At 70.8% G+C, this 24,413-nt stretch carries 42 protein-coding genes; 21 read left to right on the top strand and 21 right to left on the bottom strand.

Annotation, left to right across the window (positions count from 1 at the left end; translation table 11 throughout):
* Window positions 1-11 precede the first annotated feature (11 nt).
* From HW837_RS45265 to HW837_RS45230, 9 genes are all read right to left on the bottom strand, one after another.
* Complete coding sequence (locus HW837_RS45265; protein ID WP_193382854.1) at window positions 12-179, bottom strand: hypothetical protein; 168 nt, start codon at window positions 177-179, stop codon at window positions 12-14.
* On the bottom strand, window positions 176-487 hold the full coding sequence (locus tag HW837_RS45260) for a hypothetical protein (protein ID WP_193382855.1): 312 nt from the start codon (window positions 485-487) through the stop codon (window positions 176-178). The genes HW837_RS45265 and HW837_RS45260 overlap by 4 nt, the downstream gene beginning before the upstream one ends.
* A gap of 48 nt (window positions 488-535) precedes the next feature.
* Window positions 536-811 (bottom strand): hypothetical protein, encoded by a 276-nt coding sequence (locus HW837_RS45255; protein WP_193382856.1) that lies wholly within the window; start codon window positions 809-811, stop codon window positions 536-538.
* Window positions 812-887: 76 nt separating this feature from the next.
* Window positions 888-1,019, bottom strand: coding sequence for a hypothetical protein (locus HW837_RS49855; protein ID WP_272875591.1), 132 nt, complete (start codon window positions 1,017-1,019; stop codon window positions 888-890).
* A 22-nt stretch (window positions 1,020-1,041) separates the two neighbouring features.
* Window positions 1,042-1,443, bottom strand: coding sequence for a hypothetical protein (locus HW837_RS45250; protein ID WP_193382857.1), 402 nt, complete (start codon window positions 1,441-1,443; stop codon window positions 1,042-1,044).
* Complete coding sequence (locus HW837_RS45245) at window positions 1,443-1,679, bottom strand: hypothetical protein (protein WP_193382858.1); 237 nt, start codon at window positions 1,677-1,679, stop codon at window positions 1,443-1,445. Before HW837_RS45245 ends, HW837_RS45250 begins: the two co-directional genes overlap by 1 nt.
* The gene (locus tag HW837_RS45240) at window positions 1,679-1,951 is read right to left on the bottom strand and encodes a hypothetical protein (RefSeq protein WP_193382859.1); all 273 of its coding nucleotides are present in this window, start codon (window positions 1,949-1,951) and stop codon (window positions 1,679-1,681) included. Before HW837_RS45240 ends, HW837_RS45245 begins: the two co-directional genes overlap by 1 nt.
* The gene (locus HW837_RS45235; RefSeq protein ID WP_193382860.1) at window positions 1,951-2,394 is read right to left on the bottom strand and encodes an HNH endonuclease; all 444 of its coding nucleotides are present in this window, start codon (window positions 2,392-2,394) and stop codon (window positions 1,951-1,953) included. Before HW837_RS45235 ends, HW837_RS45240 begins: the two co-directional genes overlap by 1 nt.
* Window positions 2,391-2,630, bottom strand: coding sequence for a hypothetical protein (locus HW837_RS45230; protein ID WP_193382861.1), 240 nt, complete (start codon window positions 2,628-2,630; stop codon window positions 2,391-2,393). Before HW837_RS45230 ends, HW837_RS45235 begins: the two co-directional genes overlap by 4 nt.
* A 233-nt stretch (window positions 2,631-2,863) precedes the next feature.
* Between HW837_RS45230 and HW837_RS45225 the strand changes: the two genes are divergently transcribed.
* The 6 genes from HW837_RS45225 (at window position 2,864) to HW837_RS48235 (ending at window position 8,442) form a co-directional block, all read left to right on the top strand.
* Window positions 2,864-3,139, top strand: coding sequence for a hypothetical protein (locus HW837_RS45225; RefSeq protein ID WP_193382862.1), 276 nt, complete (start codon window positions 2,864-2,866; stop codon window positions 3,137-3,139).
* A gap of 181 nt (window positions 3,140-3,320) precedes the next feature.
* Window positions 3,321-4,526: a helix-turn-helix domain-containing protein gene (locus tag HW837_RS45220; RefSeq protein ID WP_193382863.1), complete on the top strand. Its 1,206-nt coding sequence runs from the start codon at window positions 3,321-3,323 to the stop codon at window positions 4,524-4,526.
* Window positions 4,527-4,769: 243 nt separating this feature from the next.
* Window positions 4,770-5,036: a hypothetical protein gene (locus HW837_RS45215; protein ID WP_193382864.1), complete on the top strand. Its 267-nt coding sequence runs from the start codon at window positions 4,770-4,772 to the stop codon at window positions 5,034-5,036.
* 243 nt (window positions 5,037-5,279) lie between these two features.
* Window positions 5,280-6,671, top strand: coding sequence for a hypothetical protein (locus HW837_RS45210; protein WP_193382865.1), 1,392 nt, complete (start codon window positions 5,280-5,282; stop codon window positions 6,669-6,671).
* 142 nt (window positions 6,672-6,813) lie between these two features.
* A complete protein-coding gene (locus HW837_RS45205) occupies window positions 6,814-6,969 on the top strand; it encodes a hypothetical protein (RefSeq protein ID WP_193382866.1) in 156 nt (51 codons plus the stop codon).
* A gap of 135 nt (window positions 6,970-7,104) precedes the next feature.
* A complete protein-coding gene (locus HW837_RS48235) occupies window positions 7,105-8,442 on the top strand; it encodes a hypothetical protein (protein WP_196790264.1) in 1,338 nt (445 codons plus the stop codon).
* 40 nt (window positions 8,443-8,482) lie between these two features.
* On the opposite strand, the gene HW837_RS45195 is transcribed toward HW837_RS48235, so the two are convergent.
* On the bottom strand, window positions 8,483-8,707 hold the full coding sequence (locus HW837_RS45195) for a hypothetical protein (RefSeq protein WP_193382973.1): 225 nt from the start codon (window positions 8,705-8,707) through the stop codon (window positions 8,483-8,485).
* Window positions 8,708-9,025: 318 nt separating this feature from the next.
* Here HW837_RS45195 and HW837_RS45190 point away from each other — a divergent pair, with 318 nt between their 5' ends.
* The 14 genes from HW837_RS45190 to HW837_RS45125 all read left to right on the top strand — a co-directional run bounded on the left by HW837_RS45190 (window position 9,026) and on the right by HW837_RS45125 (window position 17,468).
* Window positions 9,026-9,406 (top strand): hypothetical protein, encoded by a 381-nt coding sequence (locus HW837_RS45190; RefSeq protein ID WP_193382868.1) that lies wholly within the window; start codon window positions 9,026-9,028, stop codon window positions 9,404-9,406.
* A 1-nt stretch (window position 9,407) separates the two neighbouring features.
* A complete protein-coding gene (locus HW837_RS45185) occupies window positions 9,408-9,848 on the top strand; it encodes a hypothetical protein (protein ID WP_193382869.1) in 441 nt (146 codons plus the stop codon).
* 236 nt (window positions 9,849-10,084) lie between these two features.
* The gene (locus HW837_RS45180) at window positions 10,085-10,384 is read left to right on the top strand and encodes a hypothetical protein (protein ID WP_193382870.1); all 300 of its coding nucleotides are present in this window, start codon (window positions 10,085-10,087) and stop codon (window positions 10,382-10,384) included.
* 91 nt (window positions 10,385-10,475) lie between these two features.
* Complete coding sequence (locus HW837_RS45175) at window positions 10,476-10,769, top strand: helix-turn-helix domain-containing protein (RefSeq protein WP_193382871.1); 294 nt, start codon at window positions 10,476-10,478, stop codon at window positions 10,767-10,769.
* A gap of 70 nt (window positions 10,770-10,839) precedes the next feature.
* Window positions 10,840-11,349, top strand: coding sequence for a hypothetical protein (locus tag HW837_RS45170; RefSeq protein WP_193382872.1), 510 nt, complete (start codon window positions 10,840-10,842; stop codon window positions 11,347-11,349).
* Window positions 11,350-11,406: 57 nt separating this feature from the next.
* Window positions 11,407-12,222 (top strand): DNA adenine methylase, encoded by an 816-nt coding sequence (locus HW837_RS50190; protein WP_319703495.1) that lies wholly within the window; start codon window positions 11,407-11,409, stop codon window positions 12,220-12,222.
* A 101-nt stretch (window positions 12,223-12,323) separates the two neighbouring features.
* Window positions 12,324-13,676: a ParB N-terminal domain-containing protein gene (locus tag HW837_RS45160; protein ID WP_193382873.1), complete on the top strand. Its 1,353-nt coding sequence runs from the start codon at window positions 12,324-12,326 to the stop codon at window positions 13,674-13,676.
* Window positions 13,677-13,678: 2 nt separating this feature from the next.
* Complete coding sequence (locus HW837_RS45155) at window positions 13,679-14,131, top strand: hypothetical protein (protein WP_193382874.1); 453 nt, start codon at window positions 13,679-13,681, stop codon at window positions 14,129-14,131.
* Entirely contained in the window at window positions 14,128-14,550 is a 423-nt protein-coding gene (locus HW837_RS45150; protein WP_193382974.1) for a hypothetical protein, read from the top strand. Before HW837_RS45155 ends, HW837_RS45150 begins: the two co-directional genes overlap by 4 nt.
* Window positions 14,547-15,473, top strand: a complete 927-nt coding sequence (locus HW837_RS45145) for a hypothetical protein (RefSeq protein WP_193382875.1) — start codon at window positions 14,547-14,549, stop codon at window positions 15,471-15,473. Before HW837_RS45150 ends, HW837_RS45145 begins: the two co-directional genes overlap by 4 nt.
* Entirely contained in the window at window positions 15,473-15,919 is a 447-nt protein-coding gene (locus tag HW837_RS45140; protein WP_193382876.1) for an ASCH domain-containing protein, read from the top strand. Before HW837_RS45145 ends, HW837_RS45140 begins: the two co-directional genes overlap by 1 nt.
* A 1-nt stretch (window position 15,920) precedes the next feature.
* On the top strand, window positions 15,921-16,676 hold the full coding sequence (locus HW837_RS45135) for a hypothetical protein (protein WP_193382877.1): 756 nt from the start codon (window positions 15,921-15,923) through the stop codon (window positions 16,674-16,676).
* A gap of 52 nt (window positions 16,677-16,728) precedes the next feature.
* Entirely contained in the window at window positions 16,729-16,947 is a 219-nt protein-coding gene (locus HW837_RS45130) for a hypothetical protein (RefSeq protein WP_193382878.1), read from the top strand.
* Complete coding sequence (locus HW837_RS45125; RefSeq protein ID WP_193382879.1) at window positions 16,944-17,468, top strand: hypothetical protein; 525 nt, start codon at window positions 16,944-16,946, stop codon at window positions 17,466-17,468. Before HW837_RS45130 ends, HW837_RS45125 begins: the two co-directional genes overlap by 4 nt.
* Before the next feature lie 13 nt (window positions 17,469-17,481).
* Here the strand turns inward: HW837_RS45125 and HW837_RS45120 are convergent, their stop codons facing one another.
* Window positions 17,482-18,495, bottom strand: coding sequence for a hypothetical protein (locus HW837_RS45120; RefSeq protein WP_193382880.1), 1,014 nt, complete (start codon window positions 18,493-18,495; stop codon window positions 17,482-17,484).
* Between the two features lie 381 nt (window positions 18,496-18,876).
* On the opposite strand from HW837_RS45120, the gene HW837_RS45115 reads away from it, so the two are divergent.
* A complete protein-coding gene (locus tag HW837_RS45115; RefSeq protein ID WP_193382881.1) occupies window positions 18,877-19,071 on the top strand; it encodes a hypothetical protein in 195 nt (64 codons plus the stop codon).
* Between the two features lie 576 nt (window positions 19,072-19,647).
* Here the strand turns inward: HW837_RS45115 and HW837_RS45110 are convergent.
* The 10 genes from HW837_RS45110 to HW837_RS45065 all read right to left on the bottom strand — a co-directional run bounded on the left by HW837_RS45110 (window position 19,648) and on the right by HW837_RS45065 (window position 24,412).
* The gene (locus HW837_RS45110; protein ID WP_193382882.1) at window positions 19,648-19,929 is read right to left on the bottom strand and encodes a hypothetical protein; all 282 of its coding nucleotides are present in this window, start codon (window positions 19,927-19,929) and stop codon (window positions 19,648-19,650) included.
* Between the two features lie 285 nt (window positions 19,930-20,214).
* Window positions 20,215-20,553, bottom strand: a complete 339-nt coding sequence (locus HW837_RS45105) for a DUF6233 domain-containing protein (protein WP_193382883.1) — start codon at window positions 20,551-20,553, stop codon at window positions 20,215-20,217.
* 118 nt (window positions 20,554-20,671) lie between these two features.
* Window positions 20,672-20,947, bottom strand: a complete 276-nt coding sequence (locus HW837_RS45100) for a hypothetical protein (protein WP_193382884.1) — start codon at window positions 20,945-20,947, stop codon at window positions 20,672-20,674.
* The gene (locus tag HW837_RS49845) at window positions 20,944-21,600 is read right to left on the bottom strand and encodes a nuclease-related domain-containing protein (protein WP_193382885.1); all 657 of its coding nucleotides are present in this window, start codon (window positions 21,598-21,600) and stop codon (window positions 20,944-20,946) included. Before HW837_RS49845 ends, HW837_RS45100 begins: the two co-directional genes overlap by 4 nt.
* Window positions 21,597-22,010, bottom strand: a complete 414-nt coding sequence (locus HW837_RS45090; protein WP_193382886.1) for a hypothetical protein — start codon at window positions 22,008-22,010, stop codon at window positions 21,597-21,599. The genes HW837_RS49845 and HW837_RS45090 overlap by 4 nt, the downstream gene beginning before the upstream one ends.
* Entirely contained in the window at window positions 22,007-22,537 is a 531-nt protein-coding gene (locus HW837_RS45085; RefSeq protein WP_193382887.1) for a hypothetical protein, read from the bottom strand. Before HW837_RS45085 ends, HW837_RS45090 begins: the two co-directional genes overlap by 4 nt.
* The gene (locus tag HW837_RS45080) at window positions 22,534-22,989 is read right to left on the bottom strand and encodes a hypothetical protein (protein ID WP_193382888.1); all 456 of its coding nucleotides are present in this window, start codon (window positions 22,987-22,989) and stop codon (window positions 22,534-22,536) included. Before HW837_RS45080 ends, HW837_RS45085 begins: the two co-directional genes overlap by 4 nt.
* A gap of 45 nt (window positions 22,990-23,034) precedes the next feature.
* Complete coding sequence (locus tag HW837_RS45075; protein WP_193382889.1) at window positions 23,035-23,268, bottom strand: hypothetical protein; 234 nt, start codon at window positions 23,266-23,268, stop codon at window positions 23,035-23,037.
* Between the two features lie 65 nt (window positions 23,269-23,333).
* Window positions 23,334-23,855, bottom strand: a complete 522-nt coding sequence (locus tag HW837_RS45070) for a response regulator transcription factor (RefSeq protein WP_193382890.1) — start codon at window positions 23,853-23,855, stop codon at window positions 23,334-23,336.
* On the bottom strand, window positions 23,852-24,412 hold the full coding sequence (locus tag HW837_RS45065) for a DUF1643 domain-containing protein (protein ID WP_237270678.1): 561 nt from the start codon (window positions 24,410-24,412) through the stop codon (window positions 23,852-23,854). Before HW837_RS45065 ends, HW837_RS45070 begins: the two co-directional genes overlap by 4 nt.
* Between the last annotated feature and the right edge of the window lies 1 nt (window position 24,413).

Here is a 24,413-nt window from a genome sequence, read left to right as displayed (position 1 = left end):
CGGACTGCCGGTCAGGCGGCGGGCGTGTGGTCGGGGGTGGTCTGCCGGGCGGGCAGGACCAGGACGGTGGTGGTGCGCGGGAGGGCGTCGATGGCGGCGAGGTTCTGCTGCGCCTCGATGTCGGCGGTGCTCCAGTCGGCGGGGTCGCCGTGCTGCTGGGTGAACTCGCGGCCGGTCATCGGGCGTCACCGTGGCGGGTGTGGTCGGTGGCGATGGAGCGGAGGCGGCCCTGCTCGGCGTCGCCGACCTGCTTCGCGCGGATGGAGACGGGGCAGCCCTTGGTCGGGCAGGTGTAGAAGGTGGTGCGCAGGCCCTGGGTGAGCTGGTTGGCGAAGTACTGGCTGGCGGTGAGGACGGCCAGGACGGCGGTGAGGATGGCGGCGGTGTCGACGTTCCGGTCGGCGAGCTGCGTGCCGAGGATGGCGGCCACGATGCCGCTGGAGACCAGCACGGTGGCCTCGATCGCGGTGGCCTTGGGGTTTTTCACGATGGTCCTTCCTTAGCGTTCGATGCGGGCGGAGTGGTGGGACGGGGGTCAGCCGCGCTGCCACCATCGCTTCGGGCCCATGCCGTCGGGCTGGCCGGGTCCGTAGGTCCGGTCGTTCGAGGTGTCTCGGGCGGTGGCGGCTTCGGCTCGGGCCTGGGCTCGCTTCTTCGCGAGGTCCTTGAGCGTTTCCTCGGAGACGCGCAGGCTTTCGGCGGCGGCTTTGGCCTCCCGCTCGTGGGTGGCTTCGTCGAAGGCGAGTCCGACACCGTCGTTGGCGCGTTCGGAACCGGTGATGATGTGTGTGATCTTGGCCGTCTTCGCCATGGCGAGTTCCTCCAGGTCGGTTTGGTGGGTGGGGCCCGGCCGTCGTTCGGTCGGGTGGTCGGGCCCCGGTGGGTGGTCAGGTGCGGCCGGTGGCCTGGCAGGCGGCGCAGATGCCGCCGGGCCAGTCGTCGAACCAGCCCTGGCAGATGGAGCACTGGCCGGCGTAGGCGGTGATCCAGGCCCGTAACCGGGCGAGTCGGGTCTTCACGGTCGTGGGGTTCCTTTCGGGGTCAGGTGCCGGTGATGGAGGCGGCGGCTTCGGAGGCGTGCTGGTGGAGGTCGTCGTCGGCGAGGTCGAACACGAGGCGTTCGCCGTGGAGGGCTGCGGTCTTCTGCTGCTCGAGCGGGAGGGTGCGCAGGGACGGATTGGTGTCGGCGTCGGTGAGGCGGGCGACGGTGTGGGCGATCAGGGTGAGGACGTCGACGCCGTTGGCTCCGGCGAGGACCGCGCACAGCGTCTGCGTCTGTGCGAGGGTCAGCCGGTCGGTGGCGATGAGGCGGATGCCGTCCCGGATCAGATCGATTCCGGGGTGGAATCCTTCGAGGTCGTCGAGGATGTCGCCGAGGTCGGTGCCGTCCACGGGCGGGACGGCGTTGCCCGCCGTGTGGACGTCGTACGGTCGCGCGGTCATCAGGCGTCGTCCTCGTCCGCGTAGGGGTCGGCGATCTCGCCGAACCAGTCGTCGAGGGAGGCGACGGCGGACCGGAAGTCGACCTCTCGGTCCCGCATCACCTGGTCGGTGATCTGGCGCGGGTCGAGGCTGGTGAACAGGTCGACGATGTCGTCGTACAGGTCGGGGTAGCACTGGGCGACCGCGCCGGCGGACCATTCGGCGCCGGGCATCTGCTCGAGGTCGGGCTGCTGCATCACGCCGCACCCCCCACCACGCGCAGGGCAGGACGGGCGGTCGGAGCGGAGTTGGCGGCCCTGGAGCGGGCCCGCTCCCCCAGGTCCCACAGGTTCGTGACGTCCACGTCCACGAACCCGAGGTCCGCACCGCCGTCGATGACCGTGGCGGTCAGCCGGACCGTCGGACCGTCCGGGTGCGGGTGAGCGGCCGTCATCTCGCCGACCAGGGCCAGGAACCCGGCGGCGGTGCGCTCGGCGAGCATCGCCTGTGCGAGGCGCTGCTGGTCCATCACGCCGCACCCCCGACCGGAACCAGAGAGCGCTCTACCGGAACGGCGTGCATCCTCGCGAGCTGGCACAGCAGTGTGGCCAGCAGCGGCATCAGCACGGCGGGGATCTTGTTGTCCTTCGCGTTGTTGCAAGTACCGCAGGACAGCACCAGAGCCCAATCGGCCCATGACCTGATCAGCCGATACGGAACGACGTGGTCCAGCGTTGCCTCGGACAGGTCATAGAACTCGCATCCGCAGTAAGCGCAGCGGCTGCCGTCCCGATTGGCCAGCCTCTTCAGCTTGGCCGTCCTGCTCTTGGACTTGAGGTCGTTTCGGCTGCTGCCGGGAATCTTCTTCCACGTCTCCGGCAGCTCCACGAACTGGGTATGGAAACGGCGGAAAACGGCGTCTACGGCGGCGGCCAACTCGGGGTCGTGCGGGAAGCCGGTGGTGTTCTTCACGCGGCCACCGCCTTCAGGACCCGGTCGGAGCCGGTCCAGATGGCGCCGGTGTAGTAGTCGGTGCCGGCGTGCATGTCCACGACGTGGATCGCGAACCGGGCGGCGTTCCGGCGGAGGATCCGGCGGGCCTCGGCGAGGTCGGTGACGACGCGGCGGACCTGGACCAGGCGCGGGCCGTCGTAGTAGACGACGCCCTCCACGCGCGGCCCGATCTGCTCGGCGGTAGAGGTAGACACCGGGTGGACGTTGTCCACGGGGTGTGCTGTGCGGGTAGTCGTGCGGCGGTTACGATCCATGGTGGGATCAGCCTCCTGTTGTGGCAGGTAGGGCGGTTCCACGTCCCTAGCGGTGCTCCAACACCGCTCTGGACACGCGACCCCGGTCCGGCTTTTGCCGGTCGGGGTCGCGCTGTATCTCCAGTAGACCACTGATATAGACTTGGGTCAACATCATGGGGCAAGATGAAGCCGTGCCGAAGAAGACCGAGGAAGGGAGGCCGCCCGAAATGGTGACGCTCGCCGAGATCGCCAGACGCGTTGATCTCAGCAAGCAGCGGGTGCAGCAACTCGCCCACCGGGATCCCGACTTCCCGGTGCCCAAGGAGAAGTGGCAGAAGGTGGGTCGCTACTACCTGCTTCCGTGGGAGCCGGTGAAGGCCTACTTCGACGCTCGCGAGCCCGAGCACGGCGTTCACTTCGCCAAGCGCCAGGAACGGCGTCGAGCGGAGCCCGAGGGTAACGAGTGAGGCCACGGCGTGATCTCCAGGGAACGTGGATCAGTGCTGACTCCATGCCAGCACCAGTCCGTCGGACCGGAGATGCGCCCACTGTTGGCAATAGGCCACTTCGGGAATTGCCAACAGACAAAGACGACCAACAGGGCGCGATGCTCTGCCGACCAGGGAAGAGAGGAGGAAGACTCGCCGCATGACCACCTTCCCGGAACTGCTTCGCGAATGGCGGATGGCTGCCCACATGTCCCTCGCGGACCTGGCGCAGCGTGTCCGCTACGACCGCACGTCGCTGCACAACTTCGAGACCGGGCGCCGGCCGACACCGCTGTCCGTGGCCGAGGCCGCGGATGAAGCAACGGGCGCGAACGGTGCGCTCGTTGCGCAGTGGCACCGGGAGGACCTGGCGCGGCGGGAAGCGGCTGCTACGCATCGGACGCGCGCGGCTGCGTTGGCGATGTCGCGGGACCTGACCGCGCTCGCGGATCTGGACATCAGCGAGCTCCAGGACGGGGTCTCCGCGACCGCGGTGGACTACCTGTCGTCTCCTCCGGCTCCGATGATGGACCGGGCCCACGTGATGCGCGGCGAGGCGTTCGAGCGTCTCCGGTCGGGGCACCACCGGCCGCAGGACCGTTCGGATCTGTACGTGGCGGCCGGCCGGTTGTCCGGTGTGCTGTCGTACGCGCTGCTGGACATGGGTGACGCGGAGGAGGCGCTCGAGCACGCCACGGCGGCGGGCCGGTGCGCGGAGCTCGCGGGTGATGCGGAGCTGGCCGCGTGGGTGGCTGGCACGAAGTCGCTGATCTCCCGGTTCCAGGGCGACTACGGGCGCGCGCTGGAGTACGTGCGTGACGGCTACCAGTGGGTGGGCCATGGCCAGGGGACTGGCGAGGCCCGGCTCAGGTGCGGTGAGGCGCAGTGCCTGGCGAATCTCGGCGACTCGAGGGCGGCGAATGCCGCGTTGGATGGTGCCGAGGAGGCCCGGGAGCGGATGCGGCGCCCGGACTCGCTGGGCGGGTTGTTCGGGTTCTCGCAGGCGAAGCAGTCGTATTACGCCGGCTCGAGCCTGATCTGGCTGGAGGGCGGCCACGACGCCGAGCGGGCCTGCCGTGAGGCTGTGGCGGCGATCGAGCTGTGGCAGTCCGGTCCCGTCGAGGAGCGGTCGTTGGACGATGAGCGGCTGGCGCACATCTACCTGGCGACCGCGCGGGTTCAGCTCGACGACGTGGAGGGCGCGGCCGAAGCCATCCGGCCGGTGCTCTCGTTGCCGTTGGAGGAGCAGATTTCGTGGATCGTGAAGCGGGCCGAACGGCTGGCGGGGATGCTCAGTGCACCTCGGTACGCCGGGAATCGGACTGCTGAGGAGACCGTCGAGGCGATCAACGCCTTGGCGGCGTGAGGAGGAAGCGATGAAAGCGCTTGTACCGCCCTAGAGGGGCGGGAGGCCGACCGGTCACCACAACCGGACGACCTCCCTGTTGGCCGCTGACCTGCGAAGTCGTGCGGCCTTGACCGACCAACCCATGTCAGGAAGGCAGTCACCGAAGATGCTACTTGTTGGCGATACTCTCGCGCTGCCACCGGTTCGAATGATCCGGTGGGGTGAGCGTTGAAAGAAGCCGATCCGAGAACGATCAACGCCATGCCGCCCGTCGTCACCTTCGCCACCGGGGCCGACCTCCTGGTCCGGCTCGGGCTGGCCAGGAACATGACCCGCGAAGGCGTACGCCGAGCCTCCAAGCACCCCGACTGGCCCTTCGGCATCGACCGGCCGTATCCGTACTGGCCGCTGGCGAACGCCGAGGTGATGGAGACCAGGCCCTTCGTGGAGTTCTTCAAGGAGCACCCGGTCGTCGGGCGCGGCCCGGACAAGGAACCACGCCGCAGCAAGGCCACCAGCACGTCGTAACGGTCGCGTCTCCGCCCAGCCGTGTTCGCAGCCACGGCCCCGGAAACGCAAGACGCCCCGGCAGAAGGAAGTTCGCAGCTTCCATCCCACGCCAGGGCGCCCAAGCAGCACCAGCGGCGTTGACTCCGCTGGATTTTCGAGTCCCCCCAAAGGAATGAGGTCCTCAGCAATGAGGGTACCGGGCACCGCGCGGGTTACCGCAAGTAGTCCCAGCGTGATCACTCGCACGGCAGGGATCGCCTGATGGCCGCCGCGAAGAAGAAGCCCAGCTCACTGGCCGACAATCCGCCCGTGGAGTTGTACGGCCCAGAGGACGGCGGCTGGTACACCACCCGCGTCTACGACTGGATTCCCCTGTGCCCGCGCCTCCGGGATCCGGACGTTCGCGGGTACCTGATCCTTCGGTCTCTGGTGATCGAGAAGTACAAGAACCCGGTTCGGAAGCTGACGCTCCTGGATCTGTGCGAGCTGATCCCCAGCCCCACCGAGGGCCAGCCCAGCAGTCTCACGCGGGTACGCGGCATCCTCGACGCCCTGTCCAAGGTGCAGCTGATCTGCACCCCCGAGGGCGGGCCCGTGAGGACGTCATCTCGTGCGAGCGCGTCGGGTAAGCCGATCCGGATTCGGGTCAACGACATGCCTCCCGAGGGGTATGCCGGCTGGCGGAACACCGAGGACAAGCTGTCTCACGTGGCCCGGCTGCGGGAGGAGCAGGAGGCGGGTCGGAAATCCGACCCGGGCCCGGACGCGGATGCCACCGAGAAGGGCGTGGGTCGGATTTACGACCCGCCGGGTCGGATTTCCGACCCACGGGGTCAGAAATCCGACCCGGATGCTCATGGTGACCTGCAAGAACCGGAACTCCCTCTGGTTCCTTCAGTTGGTACGGCCTCAGGTGGGGATGCGCTTTCAGCGCGAAGCGCTGCGGACGCCCGTAGGGCCTCTGACGGTAGTAGCGTGCGCGAGGCTGAAGGCGGCTGCGCCGCGTCCAGCAACAACCACCCCTCGCCCCAACCCGAAGTACCCCACCAGCAGGCCAAGGCCAACAGCAGGACCAAGCACACCCGCGAACAGCTGGACCTCGTACGGGCCGTACGCGCCCACTACCCGCCCGATCTGCTGGCCGCTCCCCTGCCCGACGTGTGGGAGCTGTCGCAGGAGATCCTGAACGCCCTCGCCGGAGACGTACCGGCCGCGGACCGGACAGTGGAACAGCTCGGCGCGAGGATTCAGCAGCGGTGGAACCACCACGGCTGGGGCGAGAAGTTCTACACGGGGCAGATTCAGAGCCTTGTCGGTGCGGCCGTGGCGATGGTGCGCCCGCTCAAGGCGACGGACCGATACGGGTGCGCCAACCCGCGCTGTGAGGCTGGCGCGGACGTAGACACTGCGGCGCCCTGCCAGGTGTGCCCCAAGCGACTCGAGGACCGGCAGCAGACGCGGAGCCAGCCGCAGGGCGTGCCAGCGCCTCGAGAAGCTGCTCCGCCGAGGCCCGCCTCGGCTGCGCGTCCCCATCGGGAGTGCGCGTGCCGGAATCCGATCCCCAAGGGCAGCGACGACACGATGTGCCGCGACTGTCGGAAGGCCGAGCAGGCAATGCGAGAGATGGCGGCGCAGGGGCCGGCACCGTTCTGACGCCCCCCATTGCGTCCGCCATGGAGTATGGGTTACGTTGGGTTGGCCCGCCGGGAGTAGAGATCCCGACGGGCACCCCGTAGGGCCCCAGTGTGGCTGGGCTGCGCCCATACTTCCTTCCCGAACGGAGATCGACTAGATCATGTTCAGCCACACACCCCGGCTCTACGCTGCCTCTCTCGCCCCGCTCGCCGCTCTGTACTACTGGAACGCCGGCCTGGCGACGGCCGTTGTCGCCGCGACCGCCACGGTCACCGCCATCCGCGAGCTGCTGCAAAGGCGAAAGCCCAGCGCGTGACCCCTTCTCGCACAACCCGGGCCCGGACGCCATCCCCCTGGCGGCTGGGCCTTCGGCGTTCTTGCCCGCGTTGTCGGTGGGATGCGGTGTGCTATCTCTACGACTCCCAGACCCGCCCGCTCGGAGGTGTCCCCCTTGGCCGCGTCGAAGTCGGCATCGTCATCGTCGAAGGCGCTCCAGGCGTGGAACGACTTGAACGACCGTCAGCAGGGCACCCTGACTGTCATCTACGACCTGGACCAGGGGGCGGAGTCGGGGCGCCGACGTGACGCGGCCCGTGGGGTGTACGACAAGCGGCCTGCGGACGCCTGGCGGAGTATCGACTTCGCACACGAGCCCGCGCTGCGGCAGGTGTTCGGCTGGACGCTGCTCCAGGAACGTCTCATGGGGCGTGGCTGGGACAACCAGGGCAACGGGTCCACGATGGCCGCGCTCGAGCGACGCGGCCTGATCACGCGGGACAGCCGGCCGACCGAGTACGGCTTCATGCGGACCGTGCGGTTGACCCGCGAGGGCCGGGCCGCTGCCCGCATCGGCACCAGCCTCACCCCCGGCGGCCCCCGCAAGGCGGCGCTTGGCCGCCGTTCGTGGGAGGTCCTGGCGCTGCTGTGGTCAGCGGACCTTCGCGGGGAGCACCTGAAGTGGGGCTACTCGGTGACCATCGAACGCGCCCTGATCGAGAAGCATGTGCCGCCGCTGGCCCGGACCCGTGACGGCTACGACGGGTACGAGATCACCGACCGCGGCCGCGACTTCTACCGCGAGCACCATGCCGCGCACACGGCCGCCCACCCCGACGTGCACGCGCCCCACCCCGACGGCGCGGCCGCGGAGCCGTGGCCGGCCGCCGCGGACAAGCTCCTCGCCCAGCACCGGCGGCTGTACGGGGCACTCCTCGCCGCGTGGAAGGACGCCCGCAAAGCCCAGGAAGCCGCCGAGACGGAAGCCGCTGCCCCAGCCCCGGCCTCGAAGGCGTCAGGCGCCCTCCCTGCCGCCGTCGTCGCGCAGGTGGAGGCCCGGCACACGCTGTGGTGCGAGACCGCCCAGCGGCGGGCCGACCTCGCCGCCGAGCACGTTGCGGACCTCCAGGCCCGAGCCGAGCATGCCGCGCGCGCCTACGCCCTCACCGCCCTCGTCGCGCACCGTGCGGCCGTCGCCGGCACCGACCCGCTCGACGGTATGGAGCCGCCCGCCCTGGAGCCGGACACCTGGGATGAGCCTCCCCTGCCGAAGCCTGCGGAGACCGGTATCAACGCGATCGACGCCGAGGCGACGAAGCTGCACGCCGCCGCCGTGGGGCGGCCGTTGAAACGGCGCGGCCCGGCCCCCACACGGCGCACCCGTCGCGGCTACGTCCGAGTGACCGACACGCCGCCCGTAGAGCCCGGGGCCGCCCTATACGCTCTCGCCGGCCATCTGCACGGGCACGTTGCCGACGGTGCACTCGTCCGTCGGCTCCACCCCACGGGTTGACCCGTCGTCCCACTGGCCGGTCCCGTGATCGTGCCCGGCTTCAGGCCCTTGGTACGGCCTCGTCGTCGAGGTCGGGCAGGGGCGGGAGCTCGGTGTCACCCTGGGACCAATGGTTCACCCACCCACAAATGCCACAAGAATACCGCCCGTTGATCCCTGCGATCTCGGTTCCGCACTGCTGGCAGATGGTGGTGGTGATCGTCCGGCTGGCGAGGAAGTCGGCCGCCTTCGCCGCGTCCTCGGCACTGCGTGGCTTCGTGGTCACGCGAGCGAGCCTATCCGTGGAGCCGACAGCGTCGAGGGATGGGCGTGTGGACCGTACCCGGAGATCGGGCCGCACTGGGGGCAGGACCAGGATCCGTCGGGGCCCTGCTGGGCGGACCCTCCGCAGTTCGGACAGTGCATCGTCGACTCCCGGTGGACAGGTGGGGGTTGCGGCAGGCCCCCAGGATGCGCTCCGGCGCCGGGCCGGCGGTAGAGGGCGAACGCGGGAGCAGAGCGCTCGATCTGGCTCCGAGTGTCGGGGGCGGCTGGAAGACTGGCCAGACACGCCGACAACGCCCCCGAAGGGATCCACCAGCGCATGGCCGAGAAGACCCCCGCCCAGCTCAGCGACGACGCCTACGAGGCCGTACGGGCCCTCAACCACGCCACCCTGTCCGAGCGGGACGGCTGGCAGTATCCCGGTCACGCGTACAGCACGGTCGCCAACCTGTCCGCGCTCGCCGGCGGCCTCCCCCAGGCGCTCGGCCAGCTCGAGAGTCTGATCGGCAGGCTCGAGGATGCCGATCGGCTGAAGAGCGACAAGGGTCCGGAGGACCTGCCGAGTCGACTCATCGACTTCCACGGCGCGATGGGAGATGCGATCCGGCAGGCGCACGCCCTGTACAAGGCGCTGGATCGGGCGCACCAGGCTCTCGGGCCGCTCGCGTACGCGGACCACTCGAGCGACGGCGAGGGCTGACGTGATTGCTTCTGACGGTTCGTACCACGTCTCGTTCCTCGGCTCCGACGGAAAGCCGTTCCTGTCCAAGCCCGTGGTGGCGTGGGACGACGACGGGAATGCGCTCGTCGCCGGGAAGTTGGGGCTGGTCAGGGCAGACAGGTTCGGCACGGTGCACCGCATCGTTCAGCACGACGCGGCTGTGGTGAGCGCGGTGCCCGGCGGCGGCTGGATGATCGACTGCACGGGAGACGACGGAGACACCTGGACCGACGTGATCGTTGCGTGGACGATCCACTCAGACGGCTCTGCGACCGCTCTCACGTGCAGCGCTGACGGCTTGACCGGCGACGCCACTGAAGGACTCGCCGAATACCGGATCTACCACCCGAGTCAGAGCTTTTCCGAAGGCGAGCCGGATGCCTTGGCCTCCTCATCGGAACCCGATGCGCCGGCAGCGTGAGCCGACCAGGGGAGCGTTGTCAGTGGGTGGTGGGAGGGTGGTGGTGGCCCGCTGTGCGAGGCCGACCTGAGAGCGCCCTCTTGACCCGTTTCTGTTCCCGGTGAGGGGCAAGCTGGGGGAAGCCCCTGGACCGTGATTGGTTCGGGGGCTTCCTCATGCCTGCACAACCATGGCGTACGCAATGGAGTATGGGCTACAGTGGGGGTAGTCCACCCACCTACCCACAGGAGAGCCTCATGACGTACGGGCAGGCCATCGCCAAGGTCTCCGACGCCGAGCACACGGCCCCGGCCGGCCACGTCGTATGGGTCCTCTCCAGCGGTGAGATGCACGAGGGGGGCACCATCCACGGCATCTACACGGACCGCGTCCTGGCCCGGGGCGAGTTCACCAAGCGCGCCCAGGCCCTCCAGGACCGCTTCTCCATCGACGACGCCCGCCAGGACGAGGACGGCTCCATCCACCTCTCCGGCGTCTGCGACTGGATCGCCCTCGAGCCGCACCCGCTCATCACCGCCGTCCAGCTCGACGCCTGAGCACCCCCGGCCCCGGCCGTTCCCGAGCCAGGGGAACACCCACGTGCGCCCGCGCCACCCTGAACGAACGCCCCAGCCCCTGGAGCCACCCATGAGAATCCGAGCCGACGTCGCCCACCTCATCCACCAGGGCTTCAACAACGCCGAAATCCGTGAACGCACCGGACTCGGCCCCCACGCCATCACCGCCGCCCGCAAACGCCTCCAGCGCGACAACGCCCCCACCCGCCGAGACGCCACCGCCCTCGAGCGCCTCTACGCCGAGGCCGTCCCGACCGGCCGGGTGAAGGACTGGAAGCCGCCCACCGGCCGCATGCCGCTCTCCCCGGACCAGCAGCGCGACAACCGCGAACGGCTCCTCGCCGCCCTCCGCGACGCCGCCTAGCCGTCCACCACCGCGCGTGACCCCATCGCCACCCCCCGCCAACCACACTGACCCGCGAGTAAGGAACACCGTGACCAGCGAACTCACCACCCAAGAGCTCGACGAGATCGACGCCCGCCACAAGGCCGCCACCCCCGGACCCTGGGGCGTCTACGAGTTCGGCGGCGGCACCGCCATCGACATCGCCGCCGACCTGACGGACACCGGCACCGGCTACCGGGCCCGCCGCGAGATCTGCCGCCTCGAAGACGAGCCCCTCGACAACGACCCGGCCCACCGCGAGTGGACAGCCGAGGAGGACTGGGCGCAGGTCCGCGCCGACGCCGAGTTCATCGCCCACGCGCCGCAGGACGTGCGACTGCTGCTCGCCGAACTCCGCCGCCAGGGCGCTCTCATCGCCGCCGTGATGGCCGTCCACGAGAAGGGTGAGCACAACGGCCTCGCGATCTGCCTGCACTGCGCCTCGCAGATGTTCCCGCCGCCGGAGACCGGCATCTGGTCCGAGAGCGCCTACCCCTGCGCCACGCTCCAGGCGCTCGGGGCCACCGAGGACCAGGCCGCCGCCTCGCCTGCTGTGTGAGCCCCGCCCCCGCACCCCACCCCAACCCGGACACCAGCCACACCACGGAGGAGCACCGTGACCACACCCGTCCGCCCCCCAGTGCCCTACTTCGGCTCCAAGGGGCGCATCGCCCGAAGGATCGCCGCTCTCCTCCCGCCGCACACCCACTACGTCGAACCGTATGGCGGCGGCCTCTCCGTCCTCCTGGCCAAGGAGCCGGCACCGCTGGAAACAGTCAACGACCTCGACCAACAGCTCGTCACGTTCTGGCGGATCCTGCGCGACCAGCCCGCCGAGTTCGCCCGCGTCTGCGCCCTCACCCCACACTCCCGAGCCGAGCACACCGCCGCCTACGCGCCGGCCGCCGACGACCTGGAGACCGCCCGCCGTGTGTGGGTGCTCCTCACCCAGGGCCGCTCGGGACGCTTGGACGGCACCGGGTGGAGGTACTGCAAAGCCGACATCGGCACCAACATGCCCGCCTACCTCGACGGCTACCGGCTGCGCCTTCACCCGGCAGCCGAGCGGCTGATGGGCGTGCAGCTGGAGTGTCGGCCCGCCCTCGACCTGATCGAGGCGTTCGGCAGCAGGGAGGACGTGCTGCTCTACGTGGACCCGCCCTACCTCGGCTCGACGCGGGTGCAGACCGGCTACCGGCACGAGATGCGCACCGAGGAGCAGCATCGAGAGCTAGCAGCAGCGCTCGCAGGCTGTCGGGCCGCGGTCGTCCTGTCCGGCTACCACTCGCCGCTGTACGACGAGCTGTACGCCGACTGGCCGCGGATCGAGGCCACGGCCAGCGCCGGCAACGCCCGTCCCGATCTGAGCCGGGCGCGCACTGAAGTGCTGTGGGCGAACCGGGAGCTCGACCGGTTCGCGTCCGCCTCGTGAACGCAGGCGACCCGCCCAGCAACTGGGCGGGTCTACCGCCAGACCTTACCGACTCCGCCGTGCCGTCCTTGGGGCGGCCGGCACCCACCCCTGGAGCAGCAATGACCGACACCACCACCCCGCCGCCGATGGACCGTGCCGCCAAGGCTGAGGCGCTGCTGTTGCGCTTCACTGCCGAGGCCCACCGCCGCAAGTGGGACTACGACCGTGGTCTCGACGGCGACGGCGTGCCGTTGAAGTCCGAGGCGTTCGACGCGCTGCACCGGCTGGGCGAGGAGATGCGCGTCGAGCTGGAGAAGCTGCGCGCCCTGCCCGCTTCGGCTGTTGTGCCTGCCGCAGACCGGGCCGCTCCCGCCGAGCCCGTCTGCAAGTTCGAGGAGGGCTGCCACCGAGTCGTGCCGTGCGAGCCCGGCTGCGGCGTGCCCTGGCCCGCGACGAACTGGACTGCCGAGGAGCATCGTCTCGCCCTGTCCGACGCGCTGAATCTGGGCACCGGGGCGCCGTGGGATGCCATCCACGACCGGGCCACCGAGTTGGGACTGCCTCCGCTCGACCAGGATCCTGTTGCCCGGCGGCTGGGGCTGCTGCCTGCCCCCGCAGACCGGGCCGCGCTGAGGGACCGCATCGCCGAGGCGCTGTATCGCGAGGACCCCGTGTTCGAGATCTCGTGGGAGCAGGCGCCCGCTCCGGTTCGGGCGCGGATGCGGCGCCGCGTGGACGTGGTCCTGGGGATGCTGCCTGCCCCCGCAGACCAGGCCGCCGTGCTGGAGGAAGCCGCCGCTGCCGTGACCGCCCTCGACCGCCGCAAGACCACGATCTTCGCCGACACGATCAAGGACGCGTGGGAGGAAGGCCGCGACGACTCCGCCGAGGCGATCCGCCTCCTGGCTGCCGAAGCCGCCGTGCCTGTTGTGGGTGTGGCCGCCGACACGACACCAGCCGAGACGTCCGTGGAGCTACAGGTGTGGCCGCTCAAGCGCATCCTCACCGAAGTCCGGTGCGGCTCCGAGGACTGGCCGTGGGAGGAAGAGTGGGCCGACCTCGCCCGCCGCCACGCCGAAACCGGCTACCTTGACCGGCTGGCAGACCAGATCAGCGAGAACGGCATCACGATGCCCGTGCTGATCGGCTCGGACGGCCGGCTGTGGGACGGGCACCACCGACTGTGTGTCGCCGTCCGGCTCGGTATCGGCTACGTGCCTGTCGAGATCGTGACGTCCCACAGTGAGCAGCCCGGCCCGGTTGTTCCGGCGCAGCCCGGCAACAGCACCAAGACGCTGGCCGTCGGATACACCGGCAAGGGCCGCCTCTGGTGCCTGACCTGCCCCCGCCCCGCCGACGAGAACGTACCCGCCACCATCGACATCGTTCGCGTCGGGGAGCTGTGCGCGGGCTGCGGAAGGGACGTCGTCGACGTCGCGCGGGCCACCGAGCAGCAGTCGAAGGAGGCCTGACCATGGCCGAGACAGCCAACCAGGCCGCTGAGGAACAGGAGCCCACGCTCCTGCGGTGGGGCCTGAACGACGTCATGTACGGCGACGACGACACCACCACTGTGATGCTGTCCGGCCCGGACGGGGAGCCGTACTGGCTCGAGCTGGAACCCGGCCCGGCCGCCGTGCTCCGCGACGACCTGGCCGGCCCCGATACCGCCTTCACCGAGCAGCTGGAGCGCGGCCGCCAGCAGCTGCTCGAGGCCATGTCCGGTGTCAGCGAGGAACGCTGGTGCGCGGGCTGGCTCGAGGGCCTGGACCGCCGGCTCCACGAGGAGGGTGGCATCTGGGAGATCCTCGGCCGCGCCGTGGGCTGGCCGACCGGCAGCTACAAGCAGCGGGTGTGGCTGTCGTGGGATGAGGCCGCCGCCCTGTACGCCGAGGAGACCCAGCCCGCCGACAGGCCCCCGGAGTGAGCGGACCGCCCGACTGGATCGTGTGGGCGCTGGCCGCTTCCCTGGCGGCCGTCCCCCTGTTCCTGATCGTGGCGTCGACGTCCGCGCTCATCGACCGCACAGCGACCAAAGCGACCGAACCCCGGAAGGACCCGCACGTGAACCCCAAACCCACCACCCCGCGCACCGCCGACCCCGACGTCGTCCTCGCGATCCTCCGATCCGACGACACCGGCCCCGACGCCCCCTACCCCTGCCAGATCGGCGTGTACTGCGACGACTGCGCAACGACCGTCAAGCGGGACATCATCGTCAACGACCGCATGACCAAGCCGGAACGCCTCGAGGCCGCCCGCGCCCACCTCCGCGCAGACGGCTGGACCTGCGACGAGACCGGCGACTTCTGCCCGGCCTGCCAGCCGAAGGAGACCAGCAAGTGAGCAGGAAGCATCCCGCCCGGGAGCGGCTCCTCCTCCTGGTCAGCCCCACCGACGCAGCCGCGCACGGCACCACCCCCGAGGACGCGGTCGCCGACGCCATCAGCGAAGCCCTCCTCAACCAGCCCTCCCTCCGCACCTGCCTCGTCCCGGGCTGCCTGCGCCAGTTCGACATGCTCTCCTGCCTGGCCGGCGACCCGCCGCCGCGCGAGTCCTGGTCCGGGCAGGGCTGGGCCACCCTCGGAAGCGGCTCCATCTTCCCCGCGGGCGGGCACGTCTGCCCCGACCACAAGGGCATCGTGATCGAGCACTTCCCGCGCCGGGTGAAACTCCCCAACGACCGGTGGACCGTCCACTGCGCGTGCGGCTGGACGCCCGGCCCGCGACGCTGGCACGGCGTGCTCCGCTCCCTGTGGGAGGAGCACCTCCTCACCGCGGCGGGCACCCTCCCGCCCGAGCCGCCCCTCACCGACCCCGAGCACCGGCCCCCGCTCGCCGAGCACACCGAGGACACCCTCACCGAGCTGTACGACCGGCTCGAGGACGCCGAGCACGAGCGGAACGAACTGCGGGACTTCGCCCGGGACTGCCTCACCGCATACCAGACGTCCGCCCCGCCCCTGAACGGCGTCCGCGCGTCCCTGAAGGCCCTCCGTGAACGCGTGCGCACGTCCTCCAGGGACTGGGATGCCAGCGAACTCGACGCGTGGCTGTACGGCGTCCTCGTCGGCTGGGGCTGCCGCCAGAACCACACCCACGACGACGAGGAATGCGGCGGCCGCGACGTGCACTGGCAGGTCGCCCGCAGGCACGGCTGGGACATGGGTGACGCGATCCGCGTTCACCAGCTGTGCTGGTGGATCGAGCACGCCCTCGAGACCGCGCCCTCTGAGACCACCCCGACCGCTAAGGAGACGACCGCCTGATGCGCGCGTTCACTGTCCGGCAGCCGTACACCGACGCCATCGCCTTCGGGACGAAGCGCGTCGAGAACCGCTCCGGCGGCATCCCCGCCAAGTTCCTCGACACCTGGGTCCTCCTGCACGCCGCGAAGGAACCCCACATCTCCGGGGTCACCCCGGCGGACCTGGCCGACCTCAGCGGCGACAGCGTGGGCGGGTGGCCGGAAATCCGCAGCGCGGTCATCGCCGCCATCCGCTTCTCCGGCTCCCACGAGGCCGCCGAACCGCGAGGCTGCTGCCTGCCGTGGGGCCACAGCCGCATCACCCCCGACCGGCCCGTGTGGCACTGGGAGATCGCCGAGGTGACCCGCCTTGCCGAGCCCGTCCCGGCTTCCGGAGCGCTCGGCTTCTGGACTCCGAAGGACAACGTCCTCGAGGCCGTCCACGCCCAGCTCGGTCAGGTGGTGTGAGGTGGGAGCAGCTCTGCACCTGGCGCACGTCCAGCAGGCGATGCCGCCGTCCAGGAAGCGGAAGGGCGGCGGAGGCTCGGGAGACGGCTACGACGCCCTCGTGGCCCGCGTGTACGGCGACGACCGGCACACCACCGAGAGCCGGGACCTCATCCTCCTCATGGCCTGGCTCGCCGGCCGTGACCCCGAACGGCACACCACCGAGCTGGGCTTCTGGACCCGGGCCGGGAACGTCCTCGGCCTGTACAAGTCCGGTTCCCGCACACGGCCGCGTCTCGCCGACCTCGTCGCCAAGGACCTGCCCCGGTACGAGCCGGACTACCGGTCGGACGCCTGGCAGCGCCACGCCTGCGCCGCCCCGATGATCCGCCGCGACGGGGAGTGCGGGAAGCACGCCACGAACCACACGCTCACCTACGACACCAACGGCTGGATCTCCCCGGTCTGGTATTGCTCCCGGCACGCCGACTGGGGACGCAAGCAGGACATCGCCGCCCGCGAAGCGCGGAAGACGGCGCCGCCGCCGCTGCCGAACGCCGGCGGACTGATGCCCTCGTACTTCAGCCACAAGACGGGCCCCGAGGGATGGACCGACCTGTACGAGTGGGCGTCGAAATGGACGTACAGCGGTTGGAAGCCGCCGGAGCCGTACGGGCTGTGCGCGGACAACTGGCCGCTTCCCGACCGGGAGGCACCGTCCTGGGAACCGCCGAGGCTCCGCCTGGCCACACGGAACGGGGAGCTGGTCGGACCATGAGCACTCTCACCCTGACGACGGCCGCTCTGCAGGACAGCGAGTGAGGCGCCGGGTGTCGAAGCGGGAGATCATCGCCCGTCTCGAAGCCGTCGAGGCCCAGCTGCGCCAGCGCACCGATCAGCAGCTCACCGGCCAACAGGCCATCCGTCTGCCCACGATCGGCCACCACACCTACCAGGGCCCCGGCCCGTGCCACGATGAGCTGTTCGGCACCGTGTGCGGGGCACACCGCGACGACCACCACCTGATCGACGAGGACGACCTGCCGTGACCGACGAGACGCCCACCGGCGACGGCACTCTCGAGCCGAGCCAGGAGCAGCGCCTGGCCGACCGGCTCGCCCGCGAGTACGACTACCGGGGCATCGACGAGCTGGAGAAGGAAGACCCCGAGCGGGCCCAGGAGCACCGCGACGCGGCCGCCTCCCTCGCCTCCTGGATCGAGGAGTGCCCCCGCGAGGAGCGGCGGGCCGCCTTCGGCCGCGGCTTCGACAAGGGCAAGGAACGCCAGAGGGTTCGGACCGCCGCCGACGTACGGCGCATGGAAGCCGAACTCGCCGAACTACGGCAGGACCGGGACCCGGAGGGTCTGCGGGCCCGCATTCGTGAGCTGGAGTACGCGCTGCAGGGCTGGGACCGCTTCATGACCGGGCGCATCCGCGCCGGCGCTGCCCCGGACTGGCAGGCGCAGGCCGCCAAGTACCTAGCGCAGCTGGTCGAAGCGCAGCGCGAACTGGCGGTCCTGAAGGGCGTGCAGCCGTCCAACACGCCCGGTGCCGACGGCCCGTTGTGACGCTCAGGCGGGCTCAGGCCGCGGTCTCCACGCCGATCGCGCCCGCCAGGCCCGCCCCTGCCACGTCCACCGTGGCGGGGGCGCTGTCGTCCACGAGGCGGTCCGGGGACAGCGCCCACTGATACACCAGCTCCGGCAGCGTTCCCGCCCCCCACAGGCCTTTCAGCGCGGCGACCTCCTCCTCGAGCTTGCGCTTGGAGACGCCGATCCGGCGGGCGATCGCGGGCTGGCTGTGCCCGGCGGCGAGGTCGCGGAGGATCTCCCGCTGACGGCGGGTCGTGCGCACCACCGCCCCTCCGCCTTCCCTGCCGGGCCCGGACACCGTGTCCACGGGCTCCTGCTGGCCGCGGCGGGGCCGGAGTTCGCCGGACCACACGTCCGCGCGCCGCCACTCCCCGTCGAAGACCCGGGCGATCCACGCGGCCATCGCCGGGTCGGTGACGTGCCAAGCCGAATGCGCGGGCGCGCCCTCCACGACGTAGTTGGAGATGAAGGCGTGCCGGCGGTCGACGATGATGGCCCGCTCGAAGTGGCCGACGAGGGTGCGGTATTCGGCGCCCTTCCCCGTCATCACCCGGGCGCCCTCCGCGGTCACAGCGTTGTCGCGGACGGTGTCCCGGTACAGCGTCCGCAGCCGGACGCCGCGGGCGAGGGCGGCGGTGTCCCGGTCGATCGCGAGCGCGAGGAGTGCGGCCGTACGGGGGCCGCCCGGCTGCGCGGCGAGGATCTCCACCTGGGCGCCGGCGACCACGTCGTCGAGGCGGGCGTTCACGGTCGCCGGGTCGTCGAGGTATTCGGCGCCGCCGCCTGCCCGCCACTGCGCGCCCGCGTAGTGGGTGCCGAGCTGGTCGGCGAGCGACGGCATTGCCGACATCGTCGCCAGACGGTCCCGGGCCTCCTCCAACTCGCGGACGGCCTTGCGTTGCAGAGCGACCTGAGGGTCCAGCACGACCGGTGTGTCCGGACTGGCCGGGTCGAACCCGATCAGCCCCCACGCCGTCAGCTCCTCGAGGACTTCTCGCTTCACATCTGTGAGCGGCTCCTGACGGGCGATGCACCCGTACGCGCGCAGCGCATCAGCCGTCAGAAACTGCCGGTCACTCACTGTTCTACCTGTGGCCAAGACTTGGGTCCCCCGAGACAAGCCAGAGATCAACTGCGGTTTCCCGCACCGCGTAGAGACGCACGTGCGAATCGCTTGAAAGCCCTTCCACCGTACGGCAGCGTAGCCGTGGGGCGTCCCCCGACGCTCGTACTTCACATCCTCCCCAACGCGCCCTCCGCGTCTACTGCCAGAACCACACGACACGGACGGCACACGGGGATCGCAGCAGGATGAGAACGCGAGAGACGGGCCAGACGCCCCTTTACCGTTTTTGCCCACCATCCGACCTCCGAAGGACTGCTGATGAAGCGATTCCGCCGTATCGCCGCCACCCTCGCCCTCGCCACAGCCGCCACCACCGGCGCCCTCCTCACCGACAACCTCGCCCCCGCCCCGGCCGCCGACACCGCCTGGGGCTCCCCCGTCGCCACCGCCGAACTGACCGTCCTGGACGTCGACACCATCCGGGTCACCCCACTCGACACCGCCTGGGGCTGAGCCACCACCGGGCCCGGCGGCACACCGCACGCAGGCCGCTGCCGGGCCGCCGGGGGAACGTCACAGCCGAACCCCGGCATCGTGGACGACATGGCCCCCGAACCCCACGCAGTAGCGGCTGACAACTGCGAACACCACTACGCCACCCGGCTGCTCGGCGGACATCCGCTATCCGTCCGCGCCTGTACCCTGTGCCACACGCCCGACTGGGACGACCTCATGGAACAGGCACTCGCCCTGTACCAATGGGGCCACCAGGAAGGCCTCGCAGGAAGTCCGCCCCGCAAGACGCTGAGCGCCTACGACAAGCCACGGCAGGTCCCGCAGTCCCCCTGCACCGGATTCCCCGACAAATGCCCGAACCTCCGTGCCGTGGAACCCGGGCTGCCGAGGCACGAGGGCGGCATCCGATGCGGGTGTGGAGACGACACCACGGCGCCATCCGCTTCCCATTCCCAGGTCACCGTGTACGGCATCGACGTATCCGAGTGGGACCGCCTGTCGGAAACCCTGACCCGTATCGAAGCCACCGTCACCGGACAGCCATCCAAGAGCCCTGCCGGACCCTCGTCTCCGCTACGCGATCAGATCGCCACAGCCGTCCGCAGCGTCCTCTACCGCGACCTTCCCGGCGACATGAGCGAGCACGTAGCGGACGCCGTACTGACTGTGGTTCTGCCCCACGGCAAGTTCCTCGGAGACCAGCTCCGGGACTCTGAAGAACGGCTCGCCGAGACCCGCGGCATCCTCGACGAGGTGCTCCGCCACTTCGTCCACAAAGGCCATCCCGGCGAGCCCTGTCTGCAGTCCGGGTGGATCAGCGAGAAGACCGTTGCTCGCTGGCGCGCCGTACTCCATCCGCAGGTCCCGGCTGCCTCCCAGGACAGCGGCCGCCCGCACGCCGGATCCGACAGCCTCCGCGGGGGGGCATCCTGATGCACCTTCCCTCCCCACCCCCGCCGCAACGAACAGTTTCGGCCTACCTCTTCCGACATGGCGGGTTTGTGGTGCAGGGTGGACGCACGGGACCGGAACCAACCCCCGGGTGACGATCCCCCTCGTTGGGCCCTGCCGAGCCTCCCGCCCGGCGGGGCCCGCCGCCCCTCCCGGTCTCCTCCCCACGGGAGGCCTCGCGGCTGCCCGTCACTCCAGCAGCCCGAGCTCGGTGTCCGGCCGACAATGCGTACACGCCACCACCCCGTTCGCCAGCCACCGCAGCGCCTCCTCCCGACCCACCCCGCGCGACCGCTTCCCCGCCATGTGGCACCCGCCGACGTGAACCGCGGACGGAAGCGCATCCCGGTTCAGACCGTGCTCGAGCAGCCAGTCCGGCGGCGCCGGCCGCCGCTCCAGCGCTACCTGGCGCTCCTTCTCCCGCCGCTCCTCGGCCTGAATCCACCGGTCGATCTGGGCGAGGTGCTGCTCGGCGACGCTCCGCGCGAAGCGCAGCATCTCGAGCCGGGACGGAGGACGATCGTTCACACGTTCGATTCTAGGTGCACGAAAAAGGGCCCGCCACCTGCCGGTATGGCAGACGACGGGCCCTCTCAATGCCGTGCTCGGTCCCTGCTGGTGCCCCCTCTGCGACGGCCCACCCAGCCTACGGCCGCTCACCGGGCCGGGAACAGCGCAGCAGCCGAACCGGACGTACGTCCGAGGTGCCGTCGTCCCGCTCCACGAGCACATTCCTCGGCGCGAGCGCCACCGTCTGAACCAGCGGCAGCACCGGATCCTCGAGGCCGGCCACGTTCCCGTACCGGACCCGCACGGTGACCGGCCGCCAGTCCTTCGGGCCCCGGCACTCGAAGTACACCCGCACCTCCGGTCCCGGCTCGTCGGCGGGCTGCATGACGTCCAACTCAAGCTGCCCCTTCACCGGCGCCGCCCTCGCCCCTGCTCGCGTCCGACGTACGGCGGGAGCCGGTCCGCAGCCAGCTGCGCCAGGTGCACGGCACCCGCCTGGCGCGGCCCGTCATTCCCCCGCAGCAGCTCCACCAGCCGCCCGGCCGGAACCACCGGCACCTCCTGGAGGATGAACCCCTGCCCAGCCACCGGGGCCCGGTGTACGGCTATCAGCGGCTGCACCGGCACCCCGAGCGCGCGGGACACCATGTCGGCCTCGAACCGCACCGACCGGATCGCCCGGCCATCGACCCGGTCCCCGTGCATCAGCCGCCCGCCAACCGGCCGCACAACAGCGGCTCCGCCGCGCGCGGACCACAGCTTCGAGTCCACCACGAACACCCGGGCCCCCGGCGACACCAGCACATGATCGGCGTTCGCCGACCGCGCCCCGGGAATCGCCCGGTCGTGCAGCACCCGCCAGCCCTCCCGCTCGAGGACCGATAACAGGCCGGCCGTGTCCGCCTCCCCCTTCGCCCCCACCTCCCACGCCCGGGCCTGGGCCTCGGCGCGCCGGGTGTGGGAGGTGACGCCGAGCCGGGCCAGCAGCCACCGCCACCCGGCCCGCCGGGCGTGCGCACGGATCGCCGCCGCCTGACGGGCAGCGCTGTTGTCGTACACGGTCACCGGTCCCCCTCCTTCGCGTACTTGCCCGGGTTGGTCCACGACAGCTCGTACGCGCATCCGGGCCGCGGCGCGTCGTAGTCCTCGGGTCCGCACACCCACACCCGCTTCGGCCGGCCGTCGCGATCCGCCGTGACGTGCACGGTGACGCCTCCGATGTTGGCCCACCACACGCTCGTGTCCAGCTGCTCGACGTGCAGCCACGACCCGACTACCAGTTCGTCGAACTCCGTCCCCGCGATCAGGTGCGTCCGGGAGAGGTCGCCGTCCGGGTTCTTCCGTGCGAACGCCGGATCCGGGGTCACCGTGTGCGCGGGACCGCCCGCTCCCTCACGCTGGCCGGGCACTCTGCCCAGGTACTCGTGGACCAGGAGCCGCCACCGGCCGCCGGGCCGCCGCAACCTCCGGCTCACCGCTCCGCCTCGCCCACGACGAGGCGCATCCCGCACGCCCGGAGGATCCGCGCGGCCCACCACAAGGTCAGCTTGGCCTTCCCGGTCAACATCATCTTTAGGTGCTTCGTGCTCACCTGCAGCTCCCGGGCAACGGAAGCCTGAGACCGGCCCGAGGACCCCAGAGCGGCACGCACCTGCGCGCGCAGAGCCTCCACCAGGAGGCCCGCGTCCTCCTCCGGCCTGGTCTCCGGGACCGTGCTGGCGTCAACGGCCAACAGCCGTACGCACCGCGGGCCCTTCAGCCACTCCCGGACGTCCGCCGTGAGCAGCGTGCCGTACCCGGCCGGGACATCCTGCTTGGCGTCCTCGATGTCGCACATCTCGCCCACGAACGCGTGCGCGTCCTGCGCGTAGTACAGCTCGGTGCCGAGCCGGTCGACCTCGGCCCGCGCCTCGCTCGCGGTCAGCAGCGGGTGCTCGCCGGCCTCGCGCAGCGCGGCGTAGTGGCGGGCCCAGTCCACCGGCCCGCGCGGCTTCCGGCTCACCGCCCGCCTCCTGCTGCGACGGCGGCCGCGATGGCGATCCACCCGCGGTGCCAGGCCTGGTCGAGGAGCGGACCGGCGCCAGGGTCCCGCTCGAGCCAGCCGGAGTGCCCGGTCCGGCGGGCGAACCGCACGAGCCGCGTCGACGGGCCCTCCTCCCGCCACCGGCCACCCGACCGGTCGGCGACGTAGTGGGTGACCGCGGACACGGCGAGCGCGCCGGCGATCCGCTTCCAGCCGAGCCCCAGCCCGAGCCCCCGGTCCGCGCAGACCAAGGCGACCGCCTGGGTGGCCGTGTAGGAGGCCACGTGCCGCGCGCACGCGACCCTGCCCTCGTGCCCGTGGCCGCCCTTGGCGACCGCATCCCTGTCCTGCTGCACCCAGTAATCAGCGACCTCGTGGGAGGCCGTCAGGACCGCGTACGCGGCGGCGAACTGTGCTGCCTTGCTGGTCATTCAGTGCTCCAGGTGTTGGTGTCGGATCTTCGGGGTGGTTGGGCGTCACACAGCCGGCTTGCGGTGCCGTGGCGGGCGGGTGCGGCGTCGCCACGCCCGCCGGACTTGTCGGACCAGCCACTCCACCGTCATGGACGCCCCTGCCGAGGCGAGGGCGAGACCGATGACGGTCAGCGCGGACATGGCAGTGCTGCCGGTCGACCAGATCCATGCGGTGACGATCGCGAGGGCGGTGACGGCTGGCAGGAGGACGTTGCTGGCAAGGGTTCTGAAGCGCATGGGGACCTCCACAGGCGGAATGTGACAGTGGGTAGGCGCCCGCCCGTGGAGGGAGGACACTTTCATCACGCTGTGTTGCTGCTGGCCGTGTCGATGAACGGTCGGACGTCGACGTGGACCAGGTGCAGGGCGACGCTCAGAGCGGCCGCGTGAGCCCGGTCGCGGGCGCCCAGACGGCGTCGGGCTTCCTTCACCTGGTCGATGACCGTGTGCTCTGACCGGCCGAGGTGTCTGGCGATGTCGGCGTTGGTACGTCCCTCGACTACGAGCGCGAGCACCTCAAGCAGCTGCTTCGGCATCTCGACGAGCGGACTCGCCTCCAGCAAACCCAGCTCGTATCCGATCCGCACAGCCTCGCTCTGGCTCGCGGCACCGAGCTTGGTCAGGATCTGCTTGCTCACAGACCCGACGCCGCCGAGGCTGATACCGAGCTCGTTGCCGATCTGCCGCCACGACTTGCCTGCGGCCATGAGGCGCAGCACGTTCACCTGATGCGCAGTGAGCGCCGCTCCGAGGCCCGGAGCCCACGAAGACGAGACGGGCCCGCCACCCGGAGACAGCGGGCCCGCCTGCACCGCGGCGGTCATGCCGCAGCCTCGTACGTCTCGAGGACCGCGTCCTTCGGCAGGTACAGCGGGTGCCGCGGCTGGCCCGTCGACGTCGTCCCCAGGCACTGCAGGGCAACACCGCGTCCTGCCAGGGCGTCCGTCACGCGCGGGCCGCGCTCGTGCTCGACTCCCGCAGCACCCCACGCCACCACGACCGCGCTGGCGTTGGTGGTGGCCTGCCGGATGAAGGCGTCGTTCAACGGGCCCACCGGGTCCGGGTGGTGGCGCAGTGCCCGCGGGTCGGTGGAGCGCAGCGCGAACAGGTTCACCACCACCAAGCCGCCGGCGCCCATTCGGCGCGCGAAGCCGTTCGGCCCGGCCAGGCGCCGGATCGTGGGGTCGTCGTCCATCGCGTCGGCCGTGGACGGGTTCAGCATCACGAACACGGCCGGCGGCCTCGTCGGGTCCCAGATACGGGTGAGGAGGTACCGGTACTCGCGCGCCGGGTCGAACACGGCGGCCGCCGTCCCGCCTGCCAGGTCCTTCTGCTGCTCGACCTGGACGTCCAGCTCAGTGCCGGAGGGCATCATCGTCATC

This window comes from Streptomyces caniscabiei, assembly GCF_014930365.1.
GTDB lineage: Bacteria > Actinomycetota > Actinomycetes > Streptomycetales > Streptomycetaceae > Streptomyces > Streptomyces caniscabiei.
The sequence above is the reverse complement of the archived record's forward strand: the minus strand, read 5'-3'. Positions and strand labels throughout refer to the sequence as shown.

Bases quoted from the DNA above. Each gene is read 5' to 3' on its own strand.
- HW837_RS45265 (WP_193382854.1), bottom strand. From the start codon at position 179: ATGACCGGCCGCGAGTTCACCCAGCAGCACGGCGACCCCGCCGACTGG.
- HW837_RS45255 (WP_193382856.1), bottom strand. From the start codon at position 811: ATGGCGAAGACGGCCAAGATCACACACATCATCACCGGTTCCGAACGC.
- HW837_RS45250 (WP_193382857.1), bottom strand. From the start codon at position 1,443: ATGACCGCGCGACCGTACGACGTCCACACGGCGGGCAACGCCGTCCCG.
- HW837_RS45245 (WP_193382858.1), bottom strand. From the start codon at position 1,679: ATGCAGCAGCCCGACCTCGAGCAGATGCCCGGCGCCGAATGGTCCGCC.
- HW837_RS45240 (WP_193382859.1), bottom strand. From the start codon at position 1,951: ATGGACCAGCAGCGCCTCGCACAGGCGATGCTCGCCGAGCGCACCGCC.
- HW837_RS45220 (WP_193382863.1), top strand. From the start codon at position 3,321: ATGACCACCTTCCCGGAACTGCTTCGCGAATGGCGGATGGCTGCCCAC.
- HW837_RS45215 (WP_193382864.1), top strand. From the start codon at position 4,770: ATGCCGCCCGTCGTCACCTTCGCCACCGGGGCCGACCTCCTGGTCCGG.
- HW837_RS45210 (WP_193382865.1), top strand. From the start codon at position 5,280: ATGGCCGCCGCGAAGAAGAAGCCCAGCTCACTGGCCGACAATCCGCCC.
- HW837_RS45205 (WP_193382866.1), top strand. From the start codon at position 6,814: ATGTTCAGCCACACACCCCGGCTCTACGCTGCCTCTCTCGCCCCGCTC.
- HW837_RS45190 (WP_193382868.1), top strand. From the start codon at position 9,026: ATGGCCGAGAAGACCCCCGCCCAGCTCAGCGACGACGCCTACGAGGCC.
- HW837_RS45180 (WP_193382870.1), top strand. From the start codon at position 10,085: ATGACGTACGGGCAGGCCATCGCCAAGGTCTCCGACGCCGAGCACACG.
- HW837_RS45175 (WP_193382871.1), top strand. From the start codon at position 10,476: ATGAGAATCCGAGCCGACGTCGCCCACCTCATCCACCAGGGCTTCAAC.
- HW837_RS45160 (WP_193382873.1), top strand. From the start codon at position 12,324: ATGACCGACACCACCACCCCGCCGCCGATGGACCGTGCCGCCAAGGCT.
- HW837_RS45155 (WP_193382874.1), top strand. From the start codon at position 13,679: ATGGCCGAGACAGCCAACCAGGCCGCTGAGGAACAGGAGCCCACGCTC.
- HW837_RS45140 (WP_193382876.1), top strand. From the start codon at position 15,473: ATGCGCGCGTTCACTGTCCGGCAGCCGTACACCGACGCCATCGCCTTC.
- HW837_RS45115 (WP_193382881.1), top strand. From the start codon at position 18,877: ATGAAGCGATTCCGCCGTATCGCCGCCACCCTCGCCCTCGCCACAGCC.
- HW837_RS45110 (WP_193382882.1), bottom strand. From the start codon at position 19,929: ATGGAGTACGGCGCGCCAGCGAGCAACGGTCTTCTCGCTGATCCACCC.
- HW837_RS45080 (WP_193382888.1), bottom strand. From the start codon at position 22,989: ATGACCAGCAAGGCAGCACAGTTCGCCGCCGCGTACGCGGTCCTGACG.
- HW837_RS45075 (WP_193382889.1), bottom strand. From the start codon at position 23,268: ATGCGCTTCAGAACCCTTGCCAGCAACGTCCTCCTGCCAGCCGTCACC.
- HW837_RS45070 (WP_193382890.1), bottom strand. From the start codon at position 23,855: ATGACCGCCGCGGTGCAGGCGGGCCCGCTGTCTCCGGGTGGCGGGCCC.
- HW837_RS45065 (WP_237270678.1), bottom strand. From the start codon at position 24,412: ATGACGATGATGCCCTCCGGCACTGAGCTGGACGTCCAGGTCGAGCAG.